The sequence below is a fragment of the uncultured Aquimarina sp. genome (genome assembly GCF_947495315.1).
In the GTDB taxonomy this organism is placed as follows: Bacteria; Bacteroidota; Bacteroidia; order Flavobacteriales; family Flavobacteriaceae; genus Aquimarina.
On sequence record NZ_CANLYD010000027.1, the window covers coordinates 1 to 24,565 of the forward strand.

24 protein-coding genes are annotated in these 24,565 nt (G+C 33.5%); 19 read left to right on the plus strand and 5 right to left on the minus strand.

The window, feature by feature from the left end:
• A partial coding sequence (locus Q0910_RS27930; protein WP_299223961.1) for an RHS repeat domain-containing protein occupies positions 1–574 on the plus strand: 574 nt, incomplete at its 5' end.
• 6 nt (positions 575–580) lie between these two features.
• Entirely contained in the window at positions 581–4,465 is a 3,885-nt protein-coding gene (locus tag Q0910_RS27935) for a DUF6443 domain-containing protein (protein ID WP_299223964.1), read from the plus strand.
• A gap of 362 nt (positions 4,466–4,827) precedes the next feature.
• On the opposite strand, the gene Q0910_RS27940 is transcribed toward Q0910_RS27935, so the two are convergent.
• Both Q0910_RS27940 and Q0910_RS27945 read right to left on the minus strand, forming a co-directional pair.
• Positions 4,828–5,379: a tetratricopeptide repeat protein gene (locus Q0910_RS27940; RefSeq protein WP_299223967.1), complete on the minus strand. Its 552-nt coding sequence runs from the start codon at positions 5,377–5,379 to the stop codon at positions 4,828–4,830.
• Positions 5,380–5,388: 9 nt separating this feature from the next.
• The gene (locus tag Q0910_RS27945) at positions 5,389–5,718 is read right to left on the minus strand and encodes a helix-turn-helix transcriptional regulator (RefSeq protein ID WP_299223970.1); all 330 of its coding nucleotides are present in this window, start codon (positions 5,716–5,718) and stop codon (positions 5,389–5,391) included.
• A 143-nt stretch (positions 5,719–5,861) separates the two neighbouring features.
• On the opposite strand from Q0910_RS27945, the gene Q0910_RS27950 reads away from it, so the two are divergent.
• The 7 genes from Q0910_RS27950 to Q0910_RS27980 all read left to right on the plus strand — a co-directional run bounded on the left by Q0910_RS27950 (position 5,862) and on the right by Q0910_RS27980 (position 12,420).
• A complete protein-coding gene (locus tag Q0910_RS27950) occupies positions 5,862–7,439 on the plus strand; it encodes a hypothetical protein (RefSeq protein WP_299223973.1) in 1,578 nt (525 codons plus the stop codon).
• 36 nt (positions 7,440–7,475) lie between these two features.
• Positions 7,476–8,414, plus strand: coding sequence for a tyrosine-type recombinase/integrase (locus Q0910_RS27955; protein ID WP_299223975.1), 939 nt, complete (start codon positions 7,476–7,478; stop codon positions 8,412–8,414).
• Positions 8,401–9,297 carry a tyrosine-type recombinase/integrase gene (locus Q0910_RS27960; RefSeq protein ID WP_299223978.1) on the plus strand — a complete coding sequence of 299 codons (897 nt, stop codon included), beginning with the start codon at positions 8,401–8,403 and terminating at the stop codon, positions 9,295–9,297. Before Q0910_RS27955 ends, Q0910_RS27960 begins: the two co-directional genes overlap by 14 nt.
• A gap of 58 nt (positions 9,298–9,355) precedes the next feature.
• On the plus strand, positions 9,356–9,616 hold the full coding sequence (locus tag Q0910_RS27965) for a hypothetical protein (RefSeq protein WP_299223981.1): 261 nt from the start codon (positions 9,356–9,358) through the stop codon (positions 9,614–9,616).
• The gene (locus Q0910_RS27970; protein WP_299223983.1) at positions 9,601–9,903 is read left to right on the plus strand and encodes a type II toxin-antitoxin system RelE/ParE family toxin; all 303 of its coding nucleotides are present in this window, start codon (positions 9,601–9,603) and stop codon (positions 9,901–9,903) included. Before Q0910_RS27965 ends, Q0910_RS27970 begins: the two co-directional genes overlap by 16 nt.
• Before the next feature lie 767 nt (positions 9,904–10,670).
• On the plus strand, positions 10,671–10,859 hold the full coding sequence (locus tag Q0910_RS27975; protein ID WP_299223985.1) for a hypothetical protein: 189 nt from the start codon (positions 10,671–10,673) through the stop codon (positions 10,857–10,859).
• Positions 10,860–11,334: 475 nt separating this feature from the next.
• Positions 11,335–12,420 carry an RHS repeat-associated core domain-containing protein gene (locus tag Q0910_RS27980; RefSeq protein WP_299224027.1) on the plus strand — a complete coding sequence of 362 codons (1,086 nt, stop codon included), beginning with the start codon at positions 11,335–11,337 and terminating at the stop codon, positions 12,418–12,420.
• 362 nt (positions 12,421–12,782) lie between these two features.
• On the opposite strand, the gene Q0910_RS27985 is transcribed toward Q0910_RS27980, so the two are convergent.
• Entirely contained in the window at positions 12,783–13,334 is a 552-nt protein-coding gene (locus Q0910_RS27985) for a tetratricopeptide repeat protein (protein WP_299223967.1), read from the minus strand.
• Positions 13,335–13,343: 9 nt separating this feature from the next.
• A complete protein-coding gene (locus tag Q0910_RS27990; protein ID WP_299223970.1) occupies positions 13,344–13,673 on the minus strand; it encodes a helix-turn-helix transcriptional regulator in 330 nt (109 codons plus the stop codon).
• Positions 13,674–13,816: 143 nt separating this feature from the next.
• Between Q0910_RS27990 and Q0910_RS27995 the strand changes: the two genes are divergently transcribed.
• The 8 genes from Q0910_RS27995 to Q0910_RS28030 all read left to right on the plus strand — a co-directional run bounded on the left by Q0910_RS27995 (position 13,817) and on the right by Q0910_RS28030 (position 21,177).
• The gene (locus Q0910_RS27995; protein ID WP_299223973.1) at positions 13,817–15,394 is read left to right on the plus strand and encodes a hypothetical protein; all 1,578 of its coding nucleotides are present in this window, start codon (positions 13,817–13,819) and stop codon (positions 15,392–15,394) included.
• A gap of 36 nt (positions 15,395–15,430) precedes the next feature.
• Entirely contained in the window at positions 15,431–16,369 is a 939-nt protein-coding gene (locus Q0910_RS28000; protein WP_299223975.1) for a tyrosine-type recombinase/integrase, read from the plus strand.
• Positions 16,356–17,252: a tyrosine-type recombinase/integrase gene (locus Q0910_RS28005; RefSeq protein WP_299223978.1), complete on the plus strand. Its 897-nt coding sequence runs from the start codon at positions 16,356–16,358 to the stop codon at positions 17,250–17,252. Before Q0910_RS28000 ends, Q0910_RS28005 begins: the two co-directional genes overlap by 14 nt.
• 58 nt (positions 17,253–17,310) lie before the next feature.
• A complete protein-coding gene (locus Q0910_RS28010; RefSeq protein ID WP_299223981.1) occupies positions 17,311–17,571 on the plus strand; it encodes a hypothetical protein in 261 nt (86 codons plus the stop codon).
• On the plus strand, positions 17,556–17,858 hold the full coding sequence (locus tag Q0910_RS28015) for a type II toxin-antitoxin system RelE/ParE family toxin (RefSeq protein ID WP_299223983.1): 303 nt from the start codon (positions 17,556–17,558) through the stop codon (positions 17,856–17,858). Before Q0910_RS28010 ends, Q0910_RS28015 begins: the two co-directional genes overlap by 16 nt.
• A gap of 767 nt (positions 17,859–18,625) precedes the next feature.
• Positions 18,626–18,814: a hypothetical protein gene (locus Q0910_RS28020; protein WP_299223985.1), complete on the plus strand. Its 189-nt coding sequence runs from the start codon at positions 18,626–18,628 to the stop codon at positions 18,812–18,814.
• Between the two features lie 475 nt (positions 18,815–19,289).
• Entirely contained in the window at positions 19,290–20,297 is a 1,008-nt protein-coding gene (locus tag Q0910_RS28025) for an RHS repeat-associated core domain-containing protein (RefSeq protein WP_299224030.1), read from the plus strand.
• Between the two features lie 4 nt (positions 20,298–20,301).
• Positions 20,302–21,177 (plus strand): hypothetical protein, encoded by an 876-nt coding sequence (locus tag Q0910_RS28030; RefSeq protein WP_299223987.1) that lies wholly within the window; start codon positions 20,302–20,304, stop codon positions 21,175–21,177.
• Between the two features lie 162 nt (positions 21,178–21,339).
• On the opposite strand, the gene Q0910_RS28035 is transcribed toward Q0910_RS28030, so the two are convergent.
• The gene (locus Q0910_RS28035) at positions 21,340–21,678 is read right to left on the minus strand and encodes a helix-turn-helix transcriptional regulator (RefSeq protein ID WP_299223989.1); all 339 of its coding nucleotides are present in this window, start codon (positions 21,676–21,678) and stop codon (positions 21,340–21,342) included.
• Positions 21,679–23,052: 1,374 nt separating this feature from the next.
• On the opposite strand from Q0910_RS28035, the gene Q0910_RS28040 reads away from it, so the two are divergent.
• Both Q0910_RS28040 and Q0910_RS28045 read left to right on the plus strand, forming a co-directional pair.
• Positions 23,053–24,231, plus strand: a complete 1,179-nt coding sequence (locus tag Q0910_RS28040; RefSeq protein ID WP_299223991.1) for a hypothetical protein — start codon at positions 23,053–23,055, stop codon at positions 24,229–24,231.
• 131 nt (positions 24,232–24,362) lie between these two features.
• Positions 24,363–24,560 carry a hypothetical protein gene (locus Q0910_RS28045; protein ID WP_299223993.1) on the plus strand — a complete coding sequence of 66 codons (198 nt, stop codon included), beginning with the start codon at positions 24,363–24,365 and terminating at the stop codon, positions 24,558–24,560.
• Positions 24,561–24,565: the final 5 nt, after the last annotated feature.

Below are 24,565 nucleotides of genomic sequence, written 5' to 3' on the forward strand. Positions count from 1 at the left end.
AGTAGAGCAGTATACCAAACAAGGTACTGAAAACATCCTACTGGCTAAACAAAGAACAGATTATAAATTATGGGGTACCGAAAAGCACGTATCTCCAGAATTTGTGTATACCAGCAAAGGAAATGCAACGCTGGAAGAGCGTATGCGATATATAGATTATGATAATCTAGGACATCCATTAGAAGTTGTACAGACCTTAGGAAGTCCAGTTATATTTATTTGGGGATACAACGATAGATATCCGATTGCCAAAATTGCCAACGCTACTTATACAGGGATGCCTGCAGCAGTGACCGATTTGATTGATCAGATCAAAACAATCTCTAATGCAGAGGATACTGCTTCTGAAGAGATTGCTATGCGATCTAAGTTCAAGGACTTAAGATCTCACACATTCTTTGCCAATGCAGAAATAACGAGTTATACCTATAATCCACAGATTGGTGTGACTAGTATAACAGATCCCAGAGGGTATACGATGTATTACGAATATGATGGTTTTAATCGATTATCAACGGTAAAAGACCAGGATGGTAATTTGATGTCAGAAAACGAGTATAACTACAAAAACTAGTAACAGATGAAAAATATTGTAACACAAATTGCTACAGTCTTGCTAGTTTTAGTAAGCGTAGTGGTAACTGCCCAAACAGCAGATACAGTAATCATAGAAAACGAAACCATTAATGCATCTAGTGATCCGGCATTACTTAATGTAAGCGCAGGTCAAAAAATTATCATTAAACCAACCACATGGATACAACCGGGTACTGTATTTTCTGCAACGATTTCTGGAGATCCTTATGTAAATCCATTATTAAGCACTGACGAGAATTATGTATTTACACGAGTGTATCAAAAGGAGAAGACCAGTTTTTCTGAAGTTAGCAATAATAGCGATGTGATCGAAAGCATTACCTACTTTGATGGATTAGGTCGTGCTACACAACAAATAGGAATTAAAGGATCTCCAGATAAAAAGGATATTGTAACTTATATGGAATATGATACTTATGGAAGACAAGCAAAACAGTATTTGCCTTTCGAGAGACAAAATGAAGTTATAGGAAGTTATAATACCGTTGATGTTATTACAGATATTAATAGTTATTATAAAACAAAATATCCTAATGATTTTATCGGAATGGCAGAAGCTGATGTCAATGCCTATTCAGAGACTATTTTTGAGAAATCTCCATTAAGTAGACCTTTAAAACAGGCTGCACCAGGATTAGACTGGATTGCAAAAACTACAGGAGATGATCATACCATAAAATTAGATAGAAGGGCCAATAATGTCGCGGATGATGTGGTCTATTTTAGAGTAAACTTTACAGACGGCAATACCGAAGCGCCTAGCTTGGTAAAAGTGGGAGATTATCCAGATAATGAACTCTTTGTAAACATCACCAAAGATGAGAATTGGGCCACAGGTGATGGTGATAATCACATTACACAGGAATTCACTGATAAATCTGGCAGAGTCATTCTAAAAAGAACGTACAATGCAGGTGTAGCTCATGATACCTATTATGTATATGATGATTTTGGGAATCTTACCTATGTGATTCCTCCAAAAGTAACATTAAGTGCTACAGATGGAGTATCTACAGAAGAACTTGCCGAACTGTGCTACCAATATACATATGATTACAGAAACCGATTGATCGAAAAGAAAATACCGGGAAAAGGATGGGAGTATATCGTATATAACAAATTGGACCAACCTGTGCTAACTCAAGATGCCAACCAAAAAGCAAAATCCTCAAAAGAATGGTTGTTTACCAAATATGATGCTTTGGGACGTGTTATTCTAACCGGACTTTTTAAAGATGACAGGGATAGAGAAGCTGTGCAAGAATCAGTAAATGCGAATGCAGAACAGTTTGAAAATAGAGTCAGTAGTGGAGGCCTTTTTAATTATTCTAAGAATGCATATCCCACCAATGTTCCATATTATGATGTATATACGATTAATTATTATGATGAACATGTTATTTGGTCAAATGATATCGAAGTACCTTCATCTTCTTATCAGGTACCTATTAGTAATAATATAAAAGGATTGTTAGCTACTTCAAAGGTAAAAGTATTAGGAGTTGAAAATGCTTGGATAACCACCCAAATAGGGTATGATGACAAAGGACAGGTAATATATACCTCTATTAAGAATGATTTTTTAAATACTACTGATATTGCTGAAAGTTTGTTAGATTTTACTGGTAAGCCAGAGACTGTAAAAACAACCCATACCAAAGGAAGCAATGCTGCGATAGTAACCATTGATACCTTTACCTATGATCATATGGGGAGATTGTTAGATCAAAATCAAACGATTAACAATCAAGCAGAAGAGCGAATTGTATCCAATACCTATGATGCATTAGGGCAATTGGAGTCTAAAGCAGTTGGAGGTACTTCTGCGTCTATCAGTGCCCAAGGATCCCAGAGCGGAGTCGAAGATGGACTACAGAAAGTAGATTATACCTATAATGTTAGAGGTTGGTTAAAAGAAATTAATGAGGGTACCACAGATAATGGAGATTTATTTGGTTTTACGATTAATTACAACACCACTACAGAAAACTTAGGAGCAATTGCATTGTATAATGGTAATATTAGCGAAACCAGTTGGAAAACTGCTAATGATAATACCAAACGAGCTTATGGATATCAGTATGATGCATTGAATAGAATTCTTGCAGGAACGAGCAGTGATGGTAGGTATAACTTAAGTAATGTATCCTATGACAAAAACGGAAACATCGAAACCTTACAAAGAACCGGTGCCATTGTTACCAATCCTGATCGAAATAGATCTGGTGATTTTGGCATGATGGATCATCTTGCCTACGAATATGATGCAGGGAACAGATTACTAAAAGTTACCGATGAGGTAACAATGCCTTTTGGGTTTACCAAGAATGCCACAGTTGCAGGAGATGATTATCAATATGATGTTAACGGTAATATGACTGTGGATCATAATAAGGGAATATCTAGTATTAGTTATAATCATTTAAACTTACCTAATACTGTTGCGATTTCTAATAGTGAAGGAACAGGAAATATTACTTATATTTACGATGCCACTGGAGCGAAACAAAAGAAAGTTGTCTCTGGAGGAAGTTCTTTAATAGTAGAATACGCTGGTAACCATGTGTATGAAAACGGACAACTTAAGTTCTTTAACCATGCAGAAGGATACATAGAACCTAATGGAGAGGGTGAATTTGATTACGTATACCAATATAAAGATCATCTTGGTAACATCAGACTCTCATTTTCTGATAACGATAAAGATGGGAAAATTGATGTGCTGAGAAATGATGCTGATGCAGACGGAGATAATGATTATGCTCACGAAATCTTGCAAGAGAAGAATTATTATCCCTTTGGACTACAACATAAAGGATACAATGATCTAATTGTATCAGAACATAACTACGGTTTTGGTGGAAAAGAAGAACAAGATGAACTTGGGTTAGCGTGGATAGATATTACTGCGCGTAACTATGATCCTGCATTAGGCAGGTGGATGAATCTTGATCCAATGGCAGAAGGAATGCGTAGACACTCACCTTATAATTATGCGTTTGATAATCCAATATATTTTATTGATCCTGATGGAATGATGCCCGTTGGTCTTGGAGGAATGGGTGAGACTAATAATTTTGATAGAAATACTTTAGGAAGATCTCCTTTTGATAATAGGAATAATAATTTAAAAGATTTTGATGCTTCACAGTCTGACATTTTTGATCATATGATACCTAAATATATAGCTGGAGAAGCAGGTAAAAGCACAAATGGATCTGGCAATAGTAACGATAATTGTTGTGGTGGAAATGGAGCAGGAACGGCTTTATCAGATGGAGGAACTTTGGTTATGGGAGCTGATGGCGTAGAAGTTGTTGGAGGAGATGGTATCATAACTACTTTAGGAAGTATTAAATCTCAAATAAGTGGTATAGGAAAAACTGCAGGAGGTTTGGCTATTGGGCTTTCTTATTCTCACAGTTTATGGTCTGCAGAAAGAACAGTTGCTGTTTGGGGTCGTACAATATTATCCGAGACAGAAGTATTATGGAGTAAAGTTGGTGCAATGAGACCTTCTGGTTTCCAATCTGGAGGATTGCCTTGGTTAAGAAATTTTAGTAGTGTTGGTTTTAGAACTGCGGGAAGAATGGCAGGAGGTTTGACAGTAGGGCTTGATTATTTAGCGTATAAAGAAGGACAAATGTCCGGAGGTAGGTTTGGTATGAATACTACTTATACAGGAATAGGTTTATTTGGAGGTCCATTCGGTTGGTTTGCTTCTGGTGCATATTATGTGGTAGGAGATTTATTGGGAGGCCATGAACGAGGTGCTCAAATGGCTCAGGAAATACAACAGAACGGAGGAAAAACAAACCATCCAAAAGCATTGGGAGGAGGATCTACATTACGAAATCCTAAATTTTAAAAGATGTATTATATTTATTATGTACTCTATAAGTTTACATTACTAACACCTTCAAAGAAAGAGCAGCCAGAACATATAGCCAATATAGTTCTGGCTATGGTTCTATGTTTCAATCTATTTGTAGTTATTAATATTCTTCGATATTATAATGTAGATTTTGTAAATAATTTTTTTGAACAGAAAGAAATATTTGTTGCATTTTATCTGTGTATTTTATTGGCGGGTTATTTTCTCTTTATCAAGAACAAAAAGCATGTTATAATAAAAGATAAATATGATAAAGAAAGCAAAAAGAAGAAGTTGTTAAAAACTAGCTTGACGATAATTTATATACTAGCCACATTTATTTTAGCTTTTATTATTTAATCTTTACAAAATTGAAGAAATAAGGTTTTAGCTTCGTTGTCCCCTAATTGATAAGCTTTTTTAAAGTCAAGGCACGAAGCTAAAGTATCCTTTAAGTTCAATTTTGTAAACCCTCTATTAATATAATAATCTACATCAGTAGAATCTTTAATTATTGCTTTATTAAAATAAAACAATGCATTATTATACTCTTGTTGATTAAAGTGTACTATTCCTATGTTATAACTTATTTTTTCATAATCAGAATCTTTATCAAGAACTTTTTGAAAGTTATCTAAAGCTTTTTGACAATAAATATTATCACCTCGATTACACAATACACCTTGTATAACGCCTAAACGATAATAACCTATTGTCTTAGAAGGATCAATAGATACTGCTTCTTGAAAGTTATTAATTGCCTCCTCAATTTTATTATCTTTTATAGCTAAAGACCCTTTTTCTATCAGAGAATTATATTTTTTGACATCAATTTTTACGTCTTTTTTCTGTGTGTTATTACAAGAAAAGACTGTTATAATTAATAATAGAAAAAATCCGTTTTTCATGATATAAGTTTATGAGTATGCTTTTTTAGCTTTAAAGTCACGGATAGACATATCAATGAAATAGAATAGTTTTTCTTTAACTTCTAAAGGTAAGTTTTGTACTTCTAGAATACGTTGTAATGTAGTGTTGTCAAGTTCTATATCTGTTTTACCTACCAAATAATCTAAACTTACTTCTAATAGATCAGCTAGTTTTGTGGCTGTATCAATAGAAGGCTTCATCTCATCACGTTCATAACGACCAATCACAGGAGCTTTAGTTCCCAAATGTTTAGCCACTACTTCTTGGGATAAACCTTTATCTTTTCTAACATCTGCTAATCTTTTTCCAAAACTCATAAGTGCTGATTAATACAGTTAAATCAAGTATTTAGCAAATATACAGAACCTAAAAGTATCTATCAAATCGAATTAATATTGTTTATATAGAATCTATTAGTTACTTTTGAAACTGAAAAGTACTATTAAAATATTTTTAGATTATGTTAGATACCACCAACGTCAATAATTATAGCTATCAGACAAAAGACCTAGAAATCCATGTTTTAGGAGGTGTTAAGTTCAATAATCTAGAGCGTATGCGTGTTACATTAAGCATAAAAAAACCAAAACAACACAATGTGTTGCGTCATAGTATTGACTTGTATAACGATACGATGATTGAGAAATTTGTTAGAACTATTGCCGAACGTATAGAAATCGGCACAAGCATTACTAGAAAGACACTGCAAGATCTTACTGGAGCCTTAGAGCAATATCGTATTGATCAAATCAATAAAGAGAATCAGCAAGAAGAACCTATACCCGAATTATCAGGCAAAGAACAAAAAGCAGCCATCAAGTTTTTAAAATCTAAAGATTTATTACAAAAGACCAATGAGTTAATCGGTAAAAGTGGTGTAATAGGTGAAGAAGTCAACCGATTATTAATGTATTTAATATTCACAAGTCGTAAAACAGCCAATCCATTACACTGTATTAGTCTAGGAAGTAGCGGAGTTGGAAAAACACATTTACAATCTAAAGTAGCAGAACTCATACCTGATGAAGATAAAATAGAAATCACAGTATTATCTGCTAATGCATTTTATTACTTCAATCGTACCGAACTAAAAAACAAACTGATTTTAATAGAAGATTTAGACGGAGCAGAAAGTGTACTCTACCCTCTTAGAGAATTACAATCTAAAAAACGAATTACAAAAACTGTCGTACATAAAGATAGAAAAGGTACAACCAAAACCATCCACTTAACCGTAGAAGGTCCTGTAAGTGTTGCAGGTTGTACTACTCAAGAAAGTGTTTATGAAGATAATAGTAACCGTAGTTTTTTATTATACATTGATGAAAGTAACGAGCAAGATCAAAAGATTATGCAGTATCAACGCTTACTATCTGCAGGAAAAGTAAACAAGGATGATGAGTTTATATCTGCTCGGTTTTTACGAGATGTACAACGGATGCTCGAACCTGTAAAAGTGATCAACCCTTATGCAATGGGACTTAGTCTTCCTCAATCTGTATTTAAACCAAGAAGAACAAACTCACACTATCTACAATTTATTGAAGCGGTTACCTTTTACAGCCAATATCAACGAGAGAAAAAATATGATGAGCAAACAGGTGAAGAATATATAGAAACCACCATTGAGGATATACAACAAGCTAATGAAATCATTAAAGAAGTATTACTTAGAAAAAGTGATACCATTACAGGAGCATTACGTAATCATCTAGAAAGACTTAAATCTTATCTAAAAAAGAATAATCAAACCACATTTACAAATGCAGAAATTAGAAGAAATCTACGAGTAAAAGAAACGACTTTACGTAGATATAACAAGCAATTACAAGAAGAAGGTTATATAAGAAGAAAGAAGAATGCTAAAACTAAAAGTTATTGCTTCGAGGTCATCGATATCCTAGAATATGACACTCTCAAATCTCAAATAGATACAGCATTAAATACTTGTTTGAATGGTCTCAGTCTCGCCAGTTCGCCACCAAGTCGCCACACCTCAAATGGCGAGGTTAACAACAAGATAGTTAATGAGTTATAATCAACTCGCTACCACTTCCCAAAAAACACATACCGTATGAAAAAATTAAAGTTAGAAAACGCTAGCTATAGCGTTCTATTATCCAATTATAAAGAATGGTTAGATATATTAGGATATGCAGAAACTACAGTGTATAACTTGCCAAACCATCTTAGAGAGTTCTTTTATTGGTTAGAGTGCCAAAAGCGTACAGATATTAATCATATTACCGCACAAGATGTTACTAATTATTATAAAGTTTTAAAAGAAAGAAGTAACCAACGTATCGATGGCGCACTCAGTAAATCCTATCTCAATAAACACCAACAAGCATTAAAGAAGTTCAGAGAATATTTAATACAACACAATGCCAAAACACCCTTGAGGGTGCATTTAAAATCAGAGACTCAACCCACAGAAGAACGCATCAATATCCTGACACAATCCGAAATCAAAGAGTTGTTTGCAGCTTGTAATTATAGTAATAAACGGCAATGCATTAGAATACGAGATAAAGCACTCTTAACAATCTTCTATAGTTGTGGATTACGTAGAAATGAAGCAGTACACTTAGATATAAAAGATGTGTTGTTTGATAAGCAACGTATCTATGTTCGTAAGGGAAAGAATTACAAAGAACGTTTTGTACCAATCAATAAATACAATCTAAGCATTTTAGAAGAGTATATCTATGATGGCAGACCAGATTTTAATATCAAGAATAATACAGAAGCTTTATTACTCAATCAACACGGGACACGATTACAAGGAATGAGCTTTGCGAATCGGTTACAAGCTATTGTAGCAGCAACAGAAAACAAAATCATTATAGAAAAATATATCACACCACATACACTACGACACTCTATTGCTACTCATTTACTGCAAAAAGAAGTGCCACTAGAAAGTATCAAACATTTTTTAGGGCATAGCAGCTTAGAGAGTACACAGATTTATACACATCTTTTAAAAACTATTACTAATGAAAACCGATAAGCAAAAAACGTATCAACAATACTTGGAAGAAGAAGGCTATACCCAAAAGACGATTACATCAAAAAAGAGAGAACAACTCTATTTTACCAAATGGTGCAAACGACAATCCACAACCCCTATAGAAATCGATTATAAAACTTGTTTAAAATACATCAAGCATCTAACCAGAAAAGGCAATAGTAAAAGAAGTATTAATCACAGATTAGCTAGCCTAAAAACCTACTTTACCTATCTGATCAGTGAAGCCTACCGAATAGATAATCCAATTGAAAATACGAATGTACGAGGAACACAACGAACGATCCATTATAACTTATTAGAACCCGAAGAACTAGAGGATTTATATTACAGTTATTATACAGAAAACTATCAGGAAATATATCACAGTTACACAGCAAAACGTAATAAAATCATTGTTGGACTACTCGTATATCAAGGATTAGATACCGCAGATTTAAGTAAATTAAAAGTAGAAGATGTACAGCTTAATAAAGGTAAAATCTATGTTCCTAGTAGAAAACGAAGTAATGCCAGAGAATTAGAACTAAAGCCTTGGCAAATGATGGATTTTATGACGTATCTAAATGACATTAGACCTCATTTATTAGTACGATTAAACAGTGATACGAATCAACTCTTCCCATCTGGCGAACGATTTACAATGACACATACGATTATCAAAAAACTAAAGAAAGTAAATCAAAAAGTAGAAAGTGCTAAACAAATCAGAGCATCGGTAATTACTAACTGGTTAAAACAATACAATCTTAGAAAAAGTCAATATATGGCAGGACATAAATACATTAGTTCTACAGAAAGATATTTACAAGATGATCTGGAAAACCTACAGGAAATGATAAATAACTTCCATCCAATACATTAAAAATATGTGGAATAGAAATCAAAAAACTAATAATATTAATATATAAATTATCTTTGTTATGAATATAAACATGAATGTTATGGATTTACAGGCAGACATCAAATGGATATTGAAGGAGTTGAAAGATGTAAAAGATCCTACTTTTATTGAAGCTATCAAAAATATGCTCAAGTATAGAAAAAAAGTGTCCACTACTGAACGTATAAGTATCGAACAGTACAATAAGGAATTAGACGAATCTATTGCAGATATAGAAGCAGGCAGGGTTCATTCTCACGAGGAAGTAAAAGCGATGATGCAACAATGGGGAAGGAAATAATCTGGACGAACTACGCTACAGTAGAATTGAATGAAGCTTTTTTAGATTTACTGGAACAATCAGAATCTATAGAAATCACAACAAGAGTTATGGGTGAAGTTGTAGAATCTGTTGAGATACTGAAAACCCATCCAGAAATCTATAAATTAGATAAACTTAGAAAGAACAATAAAGGAACTATCAGAGCTTTTGAAAAGCATAGTTATAGAATCTCTTACCAAGTAGAAAAAGATACTGTTTACATTATTCGAATACGATACGCAGGAAAAGAACCTTTAGAATATTAAAAATCTTCATTAGAAATATAGTCCCGAATCGAAAGGTTCGGGCTTTTTGTTTCCATAGATAAATAGCCAAGTGAGTCGCTATGCTCCAATTAGTTATTATCACATCAGCCCAAAAGGGCTTTTGTAATAAGCTGTTATAAGGTGTTCCTTCGTCACTTCATAAGCCATATTTTCTTCTTCTACAATTGCAGAAAAAGCAATTGTTCCAGATCGTTATAACTTCCTCACCTTCGGTCGTCAGTTTTCACTAGAAACATATGACCTTATTACGTTCCTCTTTCACTCGTAGCTACTTTTTGCTTAAAAACAATAAAGAACGCTATCGCTGAATAATAAATTAAGCAAAACCGCTACTTCATTGGCTACGCCGCTTGGTCGCAGCCTAGCCGATTATTTATGTTGAAGTTTATATTTTGATAAATCGGAAAACATAAAAATCGTCTGGCACATAAAACCGTTACACTCCTTTTTATGTGTCGGCTGCTCCTCTCCGCTACGGCTACGCCAGTTATGCGTACACGCAGATATCTTCAGTCGCCAGATGGCTATGATTAATCTTAAAGCTGAAGGTCAGCAGCAACAGCAGTTGCGCACTTCAGCTTTAAGATCAATCCTTCTTACTCAAACGTGGAAATAATTTAGGGTTTACTAACATTTTTACCTAGTTGTCAACAAGTTTTTTGTTGAAGACTGGTGGAAACCTCATAGGTTTATTACACTACAGATTAACTAAAATTATCTAATATCGTACTCAAATACAACACTCTATGGATAAGACTCTAATGTATATGATATTTTTTGTGGTTCTGGTGGTTTTGTTATGGATGATGCCAGATAAAAAAATAAATACAATACGTAAATTTTTGACTTCAATATTACAAGTCCTCCCTATAACAAAAGTAGCAGAAGCTTGTATAGCTTACTTTAAAAGTAAAAACGCTTCCAAAGCGGAATAGCGCAAGGATGCAGCGCAGAGGCTCTTCCGCTTTGGAAGTGTTAGCCAAAGTGGCGAATGAACGTCACACAAACTAGCTAAAAAACCTCCGGTAATCAGTCGGAAGCCATCCAGAATCCACTAAATCAAGTCTACGAGGCGATAATATAGGTCTGGTATTATAATATTCCTTCAAAAAATCATCGCTTAAAGCTCAAATCTTTAAGTATAGCAGTCGGTGCGCGGTTATTTTACATAGTTGTATTATGGAGCGAGCTTTGGGAGTATCCATAATGCCCAATTATGTAAACATAACTTTGGTGATGCGGCTGGCTTTAGAAGTTAGCTAGTACAAATACACAAACCCGTAATCAAGGTAAAGGGAGAATTACTATTTTAGCAATGTAGAAAGATACACGACAGAAAGAACGTTCTTAAAAAATAGCATCTTTAGAAGGTAACCGTTTAAAAAAATGGTGCGCGCTTAAAAAAAACGCATAAGCTATTATCCCTTTGGACTACAACATAAAGGATACAATGATCTAATTGTATCAGAACATAACTACGGTTTTGGTGGAAAAGAAGAACAAGATGAACTTGGGTTAGCGTGGATAGATATTACTGCGCGTAACTATGATCCTGCATTAGGCAGGTGGATGAATCTTGATCCAATGGCAGAAGGAATGCGTAGACACTCACCTTATAATTATGCGTTTGATAATCCAATATATTTTATTGATCCTGATGGAATGATGCCCGTTGGTCTTGGAGGAATGGGTGAGACTAATAATTTTGATAGAAATACTTTAGGAAGATCTCCTTTTGATAATAGGAATAATAATTTAAAAGATTTTGATGCTTCACAGTCTGACATTTTTGATCATATGATACCTAAATATATAGCTGGAGAAGCAGGTAAAAGCACAAATGGATCTGGCAATAGTAACGATAATTGTTGTGGTGGAAATGGAGCAGGAACGGCTTTATCAGATGGAGGAACTTTGGTTATGGGAGCTGATGGCGTAGAAGTTGTTGGAGGAGATGGTATCATAACTACTTTAGGAAGTATTAAATCTCAAATAAGTGGTATAGGAAAAACTGCAGGAGGTTTGGCTATTGGGCTTTCTTATTCTCACAGTTTATGGTCTGCAGAAAGAACAGTTGCTGTTTGGGGTCGTACAATATTATCCGAGACAGAAGTATTATGGAGTAAAGTTGGTGCAATGAGACCTTCTGGTTTCCAATCTGGAGGATTGCCTTGGTTAAGAAATTTTAGTAGTGTTGGTTTTAGAACTGCGGGAAGAATGGCAGGAGGTTTGACAGTAGGGCTTGATTATTTAGCGTATAAAGAAGGACAAATGTCCGGAGGTAGGTTTGGTATGAATACTACTTATACAGGAATAGGTTTATTTGGAGGTCCATTCGGTTGGTTTGCTTCTGGTGCATATTATGTGGTAGGAGATTTATTGGGAGGCCATGAACGAGGTGCTCAAATGGCTCAGGAAATACAACAGAACGGAGGAAAAACAAACCATCCAAAAGCATTGGGAGGAGGATCTACATTACGAAATCCTAAATTTTAAAAGATGTATTATATTTATTATGTACTCTATAAGTTTACATTACTAACACCTTCAAAGAAAGAGCAGCCAGAACATATAGCCAATATAGTTCTGGCTATGGTTCTATGTTTCAATCTATTTGTAGTTATTAATATTCTTCGATATTATAATGTAGATTTTGTAAATAATTTTTTTGAACAGAAAGAAATATTTGTTGCATTTTATCTGTGTATTTTATTGGCGGGTTATTTTCTCTTTATCAAGAACAAAAAGCATGTTATAATAAAAGATAAATATGATAAAGAAAGCAAAAAGAAGAAGTTGTTAAAAACTAGCTTGACGATAATTTATATACTAGCCACATTTATTTTAGCTTTTATTATTTAATCTTTACAAAATTGAAGAAATAAGGTTTTAGCTTCGTTGTCCCCTAATTGATAAGCTTTTTTAAAGTCAAGGCACGAAGCTAAAGTATCCTTTAAGTTCAATTTTGTAAACCCTCTATTAATATAATAATCTACATCAGTAGAATCTTTAATTATTGCTTTATTAAAATAAAACAATGCATTATTATACTCTTGTTGATTAAAGTGTACTATTCCTATGTTATAACTTATTTTTTCATAATCAGAATCTTTATCAAGAACTTTTTGAAAGTTATCTAAAGCTTTTTGACAATAAATATTATCACCTCGATTACACAATACACCTTGTATAACGCCTAAACGATAATAACCTATTGTCTTAGAAGGATCAATAGATACTGCTTCTTGAAAGTTATTAATTGCCTCCTCAATTTTATTATCTTTTATAGCTAAAGACCCTTTTTCTATCAGAGAATTATATTTTTTGACATCAATTTTTACGTCTTTTTTCTGTGTGTTATTACAAGAAAAGACTGTTATAATTAATAATAGAAAAAATCCGTTTTTCATGATATAAGTTTATGAGTATGCTTTTTTAGCTTTAAAGTCACGGATAGACATATCAATGAAATAGAATAGTTTTTCTTTAACTTCTAAAGGTAAGTTTTGTACTTCTAGAATACGTTGTAATGTAGTGTTGTCAAGTTCTATATCTGTTTTACCTACCAAATAATCTAAACTTACTTCTAATAGATCAGCTAGTTTTGTGGCTGTATCAATAGAAGGCTTCATCTCATCACGTTCATAACGACCAATCACAGGAGCTTTAGTTCCCAAATGTTTAGCCACTACTTCTTGGGATAAACCTTTATCTTTTCTAACATCTGCTAATCTTTTTCCAAAACTCATAAGTGCTGATTAATACAGTTAAATCAAGTATTTAGCAAATATACAGAACCTAAAAGTATCTATCAAATCGAATTAATATTGTTTATATAGAATCTATTAGTTACTTTTGAAACTGAAAAGTACTATTAAAATATTTTTAGATTATGTTAGATACCACCAACGTCAATAATTATAGCTATCAGACAAAAGACCTAGAAATCCATGTTTTAGGAGGTGTTAAGTTCAATAATCTAGAGCGTATGCGTGTTACATTAAGCATAAAAAAACCAAAACAACACAATGTGTTGCGTCATAGTATTGACTTGTATAACGATACGATGATTGAGAAATTTGTTAGAACTATTGCCGAACGTATAGAAATCGGCACAAGCATTACTAGAAAGACACTGCAAGATCTTACTGGAGCCTTAGAGCAATATCGTATTGATCAAATCAATAAAGAGAATCAGCAAGAAGAACCTATACCCGAATTATCAGGCAAAGAACAAAAAGCAGCCATCAAGTTTTTAAAATCTAAAGATTTATTACAAAAGACCAATGAGTTAATCGGTAAAAGTGGTGTAATAGGTGAAGAAGTCAACCGATTATTAATGTATTTAATATTCACAAGTCGTAAAACAGCCAATCCATTACACTGTATTAGTCTAGGAAGTAGCGGAGTTGGAAAAACACATTTACAATCTAAAGTAGCAGAACTCATACCTGATGAAGATAAAATAGAAATCACAGTATTATCTGCTAATGCATTTTATTACTTCAATCGTACCGAACTAAAAAACAAACTGATTTTAATAGAAGATTTAGACGGAGCAGAAAGTGTACTCTACCCTCTTAGAGAATTACAATCTAAAAAACGAATTACAAAAACTGTCGTACATAAAGATAGAAAAGGTACAACCAAAACCATCCACTTAACCGTAGAAGGTCCTGTAAGTGTTGCAGGTTGTACTACTCAAGAAAGTGTTTATGAAGATAATAGTAACCGTAGTTTTTTATTATACATTGATGAAAGTAACGAGCAAGATCAAAAGATTATGCAGTATCAACGCTTACTATCTGCAGGAAAAGTAAACAAGGATGATGAGTTTATATCTGCTCGGTTTTTACGAGATGTACAACGGATGCTCGAACCTGTAAAAGTGATCAACCCTTATGCAATGGGACTTAGTCTTCCTCAATCTGTATTTAAACCAAGAAGAACAAACTCACACTATCTACAATTTATTGAAGCGGTTACCTTTTACAGCCAATATCAACGAGAGAAAAAATATGATGAGCAAACAGGTGAAGAATATATAGAAACCACCATTGAGGATATACAACAAGCTAATGAAATCATTAAAGAAGTATTACTTAGAAAAAGTGATACCATTACAGGAGCATTACGTAATCATCTAGAAAGACTTAAATCTTATCTAAAAAAGAATAATCAAACCACATTTACAAATGCAGAAATTAGAAGAAATCTACGAGTAAAAGAAACGACTTTACGTAGATATAACAAGCAATTACAAGAAGAAGGTTATATAAGAAGAAAGAAGAATGCTAAAACTAAAAGTTATTGCTTCGAGGTCATCGATATCCTAGAATATGACACTCTCAAATCTCAAATAGATACAGCATTAAATACTTGTTTGAATGGTCTCAGTCTCGCCAGTTCGCCACCAAGTCGCCACACCTCAAATGGCGAGGTTAACAACAAGATAGTTAATGAGTTATAATCAACTCGCTACCACTTCCCAAAAAACACATACCGTATGAAAAAATTAAAGTTAGAAAACGCTAGCTATAGCGTTCTATTATCCAATTATAAAGAATGGTTAGATATATTAGGATATGCAGAAACTACAGTGTATAACTTGCCAAACCATCTTAGAGAGTTCTTTTATTGGTTAGAGTGCCAAAAGCGTACAGATATTAATCATATTACCGCACAAGATGTTACTAATTATTATAAAGTTTTAAAAGAAAGAAGTAACCAACGTATCGATGGCGCACTCAGTAAATCCTATCTCAATAAACACCAACAAGCATTAAAGAAGTTCAGAGAATATTTAATACAACACAATGCCAAAACACCCTTGAGGGTGCATTTAAAATCAGAGACTCAACCCACAGAAGAACGCATCAATATCCTGACACAATCCGAAATCAAAGAGTTGTTTGCAGCTTGTAATTATAGTAATAAACGGCAATGCATTAGAATACGAGATAAAGCACTCTTAACAATCTTCTATAGTTGTGGATTACGTAGAAATGAAGCAGTACACTTAGATATAAAAGATGTGTTGTTTGATAAGCAACGTATCTATGTTCGTAAGGGAAAGAATTACAAAGAACGTTTTGTACCAATCAATAAATACAATCTAAGCATTTTAGAAGAGTATATCTATGATGGCAGACCAGATTTTAATATCAAGAATAATACAGAAGCTTTATTACTCAATCAACACGGGACACGATTACAAGGAATGAGCTTTGCGAATCGGTTACAAGCTATTGTAGCAGCAACAGAAAACAAAATCATTATAGAAAAATATATCACACCACATACACTACGACACTCTATTGCTACTCATTTACTGCAAAAAGAAGTGCCACTAGAAAGTATCAAACATTTTTTAGGGCATAGCAGCTTAGAGAGTACACAGATTTATACACATCTTTTAAAAACTATTACTAATGAAAACCGATAAGCAAAAAACGTATCAACAATACTTGGAAGAAGAAGGCTATACCCAAAAGACGATTACATCAAAAAAGAGAGAACAACTCTATTTTACCAAATGGTGCAAACGACAATCCACAACCCCTATAGAAATCGATTATAAAACTTGTTTAAAATACATCAAGCATCTAACCAGAAAAGGCAATAGTAAAAGAAGTATTAATCACAGATTAGCTAGCCTAAAAACCTACTTTACCTATCTGATCAGTGAAGCCTACCGAATAGATAATCCAATTGAAAATACGAATGTACGAGGAACACAACGAACGATCCATTATAACTTATTAGAACCCGAAGAACTAGAGGATTTATATTACAGTTATTATACAGAAAACTATCAGGAAATATATCACAGTTACACAGCAAAACGTAATAAAATCATTGTTGGACTACTCGTATATCAAGGATTAGATACCGCAGATTTAAGTAAATTAAAAGTAGAAGATGTACAGCTTAATAAAGGTAAAATCTATGTTCCTAGTAGAAAACGAAGTAATGCCAGAGAATTAGAACTAAAGCCTTGGCAAATGATGGATTTTATGACGTATCTAAATGACATTAGACCTCATTTATTAGTACGATTAAACAGTGATACGAATCAACTCTTCCCATCTGGCGAACGATTTACAATGACACATACGATTATCAAAAAACTAAAGAAAGTAAATCAAAAAGTAGAAAGTGCTAAACAAATCAGAGCATCGGTAATTACTAACTGGTTAAAACAATACAATCTTAGAAAAAGTCAATATATGGCAGGACATAAATACATTAGTTCTACAGAAAGATATTTACAAGATGATCTGGAAAACCTACAGGAAATGATAAATAACTTCCATCCAATACATTAAAAATATGTGGAATAGAAATCAAAAAACTAATAATATTAATATATAAATTATCTTTGTTATGAATATAAACATGAATGTTATGGATTTACAGGCAGACATCAAATGGATATTGAAGGAGTTGAAAGATGTAAAAGATCCTACTTTTATTGAAGCTATCAAAAATATGCTCAAGTATAGAAAAAAAGTGTCCACTACTGAACGTATAAGTATCGAACAGTACAATAAGGAATTAGACGAATCTATTGCAGATATAGAAGCAGGCAGGGTTCATTCTCACGAGGAAGTAAAAGCGATGATGCAACAATGGGGAAGGAAATAATCTGGACGAACTACGCTACAGTAGAATTGAATGAAGCTTTTTTAGATTTACTGGAACAATCAGAATCTATAGAAATCACAACAAGAGTTATGGGTGAAGTTGTAGAATCTGTTGAGATACTGAAAACCCATCCAGAAATCTATAAATTAGATAAACTTAGAAAGAACAATAAAGGAACTATCAGAGCTTTTGAAAAGCATAGTTATAGAATCTCTTACCAAGTAGAAAAAGATACTGTTTACATTATTCGAATACGATACGCAGGAAAAGAACCTTTAGAATATTAAAAATCTTCATTAGAAATATAGTCCCGAATCGAAAGGTTCGGGCTTTTTGTTTCCATAGATAAATAGCCAAGTGAGTCGCTATGCTCCAATTAGTTATTATCACATCAGCCCAAAAGGGCTTTTGTAATAAGCTGTTATAAGGTGTTCCTTCGTCACTTCATAAGCCATATTTTCTTCTTCTACAATTGCAGAAAAAGCAATTGTTCCAGATCGTTATAACTTCCTCACCTTCGGTCGTCAGTTTTCACTAGAAACATATGACCTTATTACGTTCCTCTTTCACTCGTAGCTACTTTTTGCTTAAAAACAATAAAGAACGCTATCGCTGAATAATAAATTAAGCAAAACCGCTACTTCATTGGCTACGCCGCTTGGTCGCAGCCTAGCCGATTATTTATGTTGAAGTTTATATTTTGATAAATCGGAAAACATAAAAATCGTCTGGCACATAAAACCGTTACACTCCTTTTTATGTGTCGGCTGCTCCTCTCCGCTACGGCTACGCCAGTTATGCGTACACGCAGATATCTTCAGTCGCCAGATGGCTATGATTAATCTTAAAGCTGAAGGTCAGCAGCAACAGCAGTTGCGCACTTCAGCTTTAAGATCAATCCTTCTTACTCAAACGTGGAAATAATTTAGGGTTTACTAACATTTTTACCTAGTTGTCAACAAGTTTTTTGTTGAAGACTGGTGGAAACCTCATAGGTTTATTACACTACAGATTAACTAAAATTATCTAATATCGTACTCAAATACAACACTCTATGGATAAGACTCTAATGTATATGATATTTTTTGTGGTTCTGGTGGTTTTGTTATGGATGATGCCAGATAAAAAAATAAATACAATACGTAAATTTTTGACTTCAATATTACAAGTCCTCCCTATAACAAAAGTAGCAGAAGCTTGTATAGCTTACTTTAAAAGTAAAAACGCTTCCAAAGCGGAATAGCGCAAGGATGCAGCGCAGAGGCTCTTCCGCTTTGGAAGTGTTAGCCAAAGTGGCGAATGAACGTCACACAAACTAGCTAAAAAACCTCCGGTAATCAGTCGGAAGCCATCCAGAATCCACTAAATCAAGTCTACGAGGCGATAATATAGGTCTGGTATTATAATATTCCTTCAAAAAATCATCGCTTAAAGCTCAAATCTTTAAGTATAGCAGTCGGTGCGCGGTTATTTTACATAGTTGTATTATGGAGCGAGCTTTGGGAGTATCCATAATGCCCAATTATGTAAACATAACTTTGGTGATGCGGCTGGCTTTAGAAGTTAGCTAGTACAAATACACAAACCCGTAATCAAGGTAAAGGGAGAATTACTATTTTAGCAATGTAGAAAGATACACGACAGAAAGAACGTTCTTAAAAAATAGCATCTTTAGAAGGTAACCGTTTAAAAAAATGGTGCGCGCTTAAAAAAAACGCATAAGCTATTATCCCTTTGGACTACAACATAAAGGATATAACGATCTGATCGTATCGGAACATAACTATGGGTTTGGTGGTAAAGAAGAAAACTCGGAACTTGGATTGCAATGGTTAGACTTTGGAGCAAGGAATTACAATGCTGCTCTAGGTCGATGGATGAATATTGATCCTCTTGCAGAAGTTACTTATTCTCATAATCCATATCATTTTGCTTTTAATAATCCTATCTACTTTATAGATCCAGATGGATTATCAGCTTTTGGTTCTCAAATGGTCTCTCAAGCATTTACAGGTTACTATGATGATGGTGCGGGTAATCTAGTTTATGACCCTAATGTAAATAATCAAGGTGATGTTGATGCACTTGGACTAGATGGAGCTTCATATGTTGGTGATGATTACTATGATAAAAGTACAAATACTTATTATGATGAAAATGGTGTTGCTCACGAAAATTACGAAAGAAACCCTCTTTACCCTTCAAAATTTAGATGGAGTTTTGCTTTATGGCTTCAAAACTTGAATTCGGAAGGGAATACTATTGAGAGTATAGGCTCTGGTTTTGTAATTGTAGGAAAAGGACAAACCACCAGAAGTAATAATCGATCCGAAAATCCAACAGATGATGTTTATATTCCTCAAGAAGTTATTTCTGCATTATCTTCATTTGCCAAAACTGGTAAAAACAGAAAGACTGGAGACAGAAGAACTAATGCATCTACAAAAAAAAGTAATAAAGCATCTAATATAAATAAAAAGGTTAAAGAATTTAAAAAAGGTATGTCTCATGCTAAGAAAGCTAAAAAATATGGAACTGCATTAGGCTCTATCAGTGTATCCAATAGTGATTCTGTTGTTTTTATAATCCAATATTGGCAAGATGGTGTACCTAACGGAGGTCGTTCTCCGAACCCTGTAGGAGAAGAAGCTGCAAATGAAGCAGTAAGAGATGGTATGTCGAGCTTTCCAGAATTAGATTCGATACAAAAAATTCGCAAAAATTAGTAAAATGAAATACTTATTATCGTTAATAATTTTAATAATTCTATTTTCTTGTAATAATATAAAAAGAGAAAATGAATATTACGCTAATGGAAATTTGAAATATGAAGTAATTATTGTTGATGACAAATACAATGGCTTATATAAAGAGTATTATGAAGACGGAACTTTAAAGATTGAAGGTAATTTTGAAAAAGGTTTAAAACAAGGGCAATTTGTTCAATATTACAAACCTGTAGATAAACTTTTAAAATCAGAAACCTCTTGGAAAAATGACACTTTGTATTATCAAAAAGATATCGGTAAAAATGATCATATAGTGAGTGAGGGGAAATTAGATGATGGGCTGAAAACAGAAAAATGGAAGTATTTTGACAGTAACGAAGGTTATCTTAAAGAAATACAAGAGTTTTTTGTTATAAAAGATAGTACTTACTTAAATCAAAATTGGCTATTAAATAAAAATCGAGATACACTAGCTAAGGGTAATCACTATAAACTGATGTCCAAAGACACTTTAAAATTCAGCCAACAGAGAGTATATTTTTTTCTTAAGCAGCCTTATTTTTCATACTATAGTGATTTTGTTGTTTGTCTTCCAAAAGATGACAATAAACTCAAAGACGACTTTTCTAATGAAAATATGATTGAATGGGATACAATCGATAATCTTGCGAACAGATTTAGAAACCAAGGAAAGTATCGCGACAGAAATCACGATGTTGTATTTGACTTGGACTATCAATCTTCTGGAAAAAAAAGACTAAGAGGAATGTTAATAGAAAAACAAACTCTAAAAAATGGTGATACCTTTAAGTATGATTTTGCAACAAGAAAAATTTACTTTGATAAAGAAATATTTATAGAAGACAAAGAAAATTAGTCGAAATCAAAATCATCGAAATCAGATGTAGAGTCGTTAATTTTTTCTTTTCTCTTATACTTTACATATAATAAAATAACAAAGAATAGAATAGGCAGAATTATTGGTAAATATTTTTGTATCATAATAAAACTGAATACCACTCTTAACTGAGTGGTATTTTTATGCAATCGATTTAAGTTTTACATTTTTGATGAGTGTATCAAGGGTATATAGGATATGTTTTTGATCTTCCTTTCCAAACTCAGAAATATCCTGAAACCTTCTAAGCATATTATAGTTTTTAAAAAGTTCTGCATTATTGTTCTCTCCAAGCAAGTACCTTACAGAAGTATTAAGAAGTTGTGCCAATTTTTTGGCAGTATCTACAGAAGGTATTATCTCGTCACGTTCATAACGGGAAATCACACTGATAAATGTACTGAGCTGTTTAGCTAGTTCTGTCTGTGATAATCTTAACTCTTTCCTTAAAGAAGCAATACGCTTACCAAATGACAACATAAAATTACTCTTAAACGGTTATAAATGGGCGTAAAATCCTGAATAGAGCAAATATACAGACCTTAATCGATTAAAAAAAAACTGTTTGAGACTTTCTTAAAAACCCGATCGCTCGGATATGATAGCGCGGAAATTTTTTCCGTGCCACGTATGAGTAAAGGATAAGAGTAAGAAATAGTATAAAAACAGTCGTGTCTTTATAATGATATAGCCGTTTTTTTACAATAATGTTTAATGTTTTTAATAATGATTTACCGCACAGATTGCAACCCCGATCGCTCGGATATGATTGCGCGGAAATGTTTACCCAGATCGCTCGGATATGATAGCGCGGAAATGTTTTCCCTGATGCGTATGAGTAAGCGATAAGAGTAAGAAATAGTATAAAAACAGTCGTGTCTTTAAAATGATATGGCTGTTTTTTTACAATAATATTTAATGTTTTTAATAATGATTTACCGCACAGATTGCAAATCTGCGCTATCTGGATCAGCTAAGAATATGGGACTTCGAGAGCCTCAGTCCTTGCTTGGTATTACGGTATAGCTATTATACGTTTCCGAAAGGTGAGGTTCTCGAACCTTGGGTTTACCGGGCTTCGAGAGCCTCAACCCTCGTTTACTGTCTCGTCCTAAAAGAAGTTTATATATTTTACATTAATCCTAAAATAGCTTTACAATCCAGTGTAACTAATGATTAAATTTTAACACTTTTGTAACAAAAATTATTTAAAAATGCTCAAAACCTACTATCATAAGTGGGGAGGGGGTACTTATATAAGTGGGTATCCGAACATAAAACAATTACTTGGGGTACTCATGGTAGTGGGTATTCTTGGTTCATACTTTAGTAGGGGGTACTTCTCATGTAGGGATAGGGTACTTAAAACAGAGGCAAGACTAGGTGTAGACAGAAGTGCCGCTTCCCTTAGAACCAAGTGCTACTTGTGTTCGAACTACCCCCAGGGTACTTCGTAAGTAGGGAGAGGGTACTTATGAAGTACCCCTAAATAATTAAGAACTGTTGATTTTTTAACAAAAACAGTGTAGTTTCATTGTTCTACAAGTATATAAAACTTCTCTTAGGCGCCAAGCGCGGTCATAGAGCGAATAAGAGCAGAAAATAGATTTCCTACAGTTGTTAAAATCAATACCAAATCTATATTTTTTATTTTTTTAACACTTTATTTTATTAAGGATCAGTACATTGTGTCTTGTAACACAAATCAGAGTACAATTAGCGCTATGGGGATAGCATTATCGTAACTTTTATAAAATATAAAGGCATTTGTTTATGATAACACCGTAAACAAAAGTGTTTTGTAGTATACACTAGTTTCGTATAGGTTGTACAAGATCAACAAAAAAGTAATTAATGACATTGCAAAAAAACCTTTTGGGGCTGGTTTTTTTCTTTTTTCTGAATTCAACATTTTCTCAACAAAAGCCATTAGCACTAGCTAATGAAACTCAATACGACTATGCTTTTGTAGAAACAGCCAATGTATATCTAAATATAGCTACATCTGTAGCTAATGTATCAACCATTCCTAAGGATCCGAAAGAATCGAAAGTCTATGATTTTCTGTCTGGTCGATCTTTATCGACCTATGATGATACAGCAAATTTTATAGTAGAATCCTTGCGTATAAACTCTAAAAACTCGGATTATGCACCCAGTTTTTATAAAGGGGAACTCGTATTTGCTTCTTCTCGAAATAGTAAATCTATGACTGTTATACTTCAGGAGAATAGTAATGAACCTTTTTTAGATTTATATACAACCAGCAAGAACATACCTAATAAAGGAATATCCAGATTAAAAGGCGCTGTTAATACCAAGTTTCACGAATCTTCGGCTGCTTTTAGTCCAGATGGAAAAACAGTGTACTTTACCAGAAACAATTATTCTAAAAGAAAATTTAAAAGAAACACAAAAGGCTGTGTCTTGTTAAAAATATATAAGGCAGATTATGATAATGGTAAATGGAAAAATGTAGAAGAGTTACCGTTTAACAGTGATGAATACTCTACAGCACATCCTGCATTATCACCTGATGGGAAATTCTTGTACTTTGCTAGTGATATGCCGGGCAGTTATGGTAAATCAGATATCTATGCAGTAGCAATACACGAAGATGGAAGTTACGGTACTCCCAAAAATTTAGGTAGTTTGATAAATACTGCCGGTAGAGAAACGTTTCCGTATGTAAGTGATAAAGGAACCCTGTTTTTTACAAGTAATGGACATGTAGGTTTTGGAGGTTTAGATATTTTTATGGTATTGCCTGATGAGCAAAGAAACTGGGTAGTGTATAATATGGGAGCACCCATTAATAGTCCTAAAGATGATTTTACTTTTATTATCAATGAAGAGAATAATATGGGGTATTTTGCCAGTAACCGTGATGGAGGCAAAGGAGGTGATGATATATATGGATTTAAGCAGCTTGCTCCACTACAAAAATATCGCAATCCTATGCCGGAAATCAAGCGAAAAATTAAAAGACATTTAGAGATAAAACCTGCAAAAGAAGAAATTACCTCTTTTTAAAAAATAATAACAAAGGACAGGAGATGTTTGCTTAATTTTAACAGGGTATTTTTCTGTTAAATAACATTAATTAACAGGCGGTGATTTGATAAACATAATATCTTAGAGGCATTAACCTTAAAAAATATATTATGTTCAAAAAAATTTCAAAAATTAATGGTATTCAGGTGCTGAATAAGTCAGTACAAAAAGGCATTAACGGTGGATCTTTTGATGGAGATGGATATGGAGTGTGTCCAAGACCTAATTCTTTTTTCTGTGGAGTTCCGGATCATATATGCTGTAACGGTTTATGTGTATTACCAGAACATCCAGCTTGTGGTTTTTAAAACAT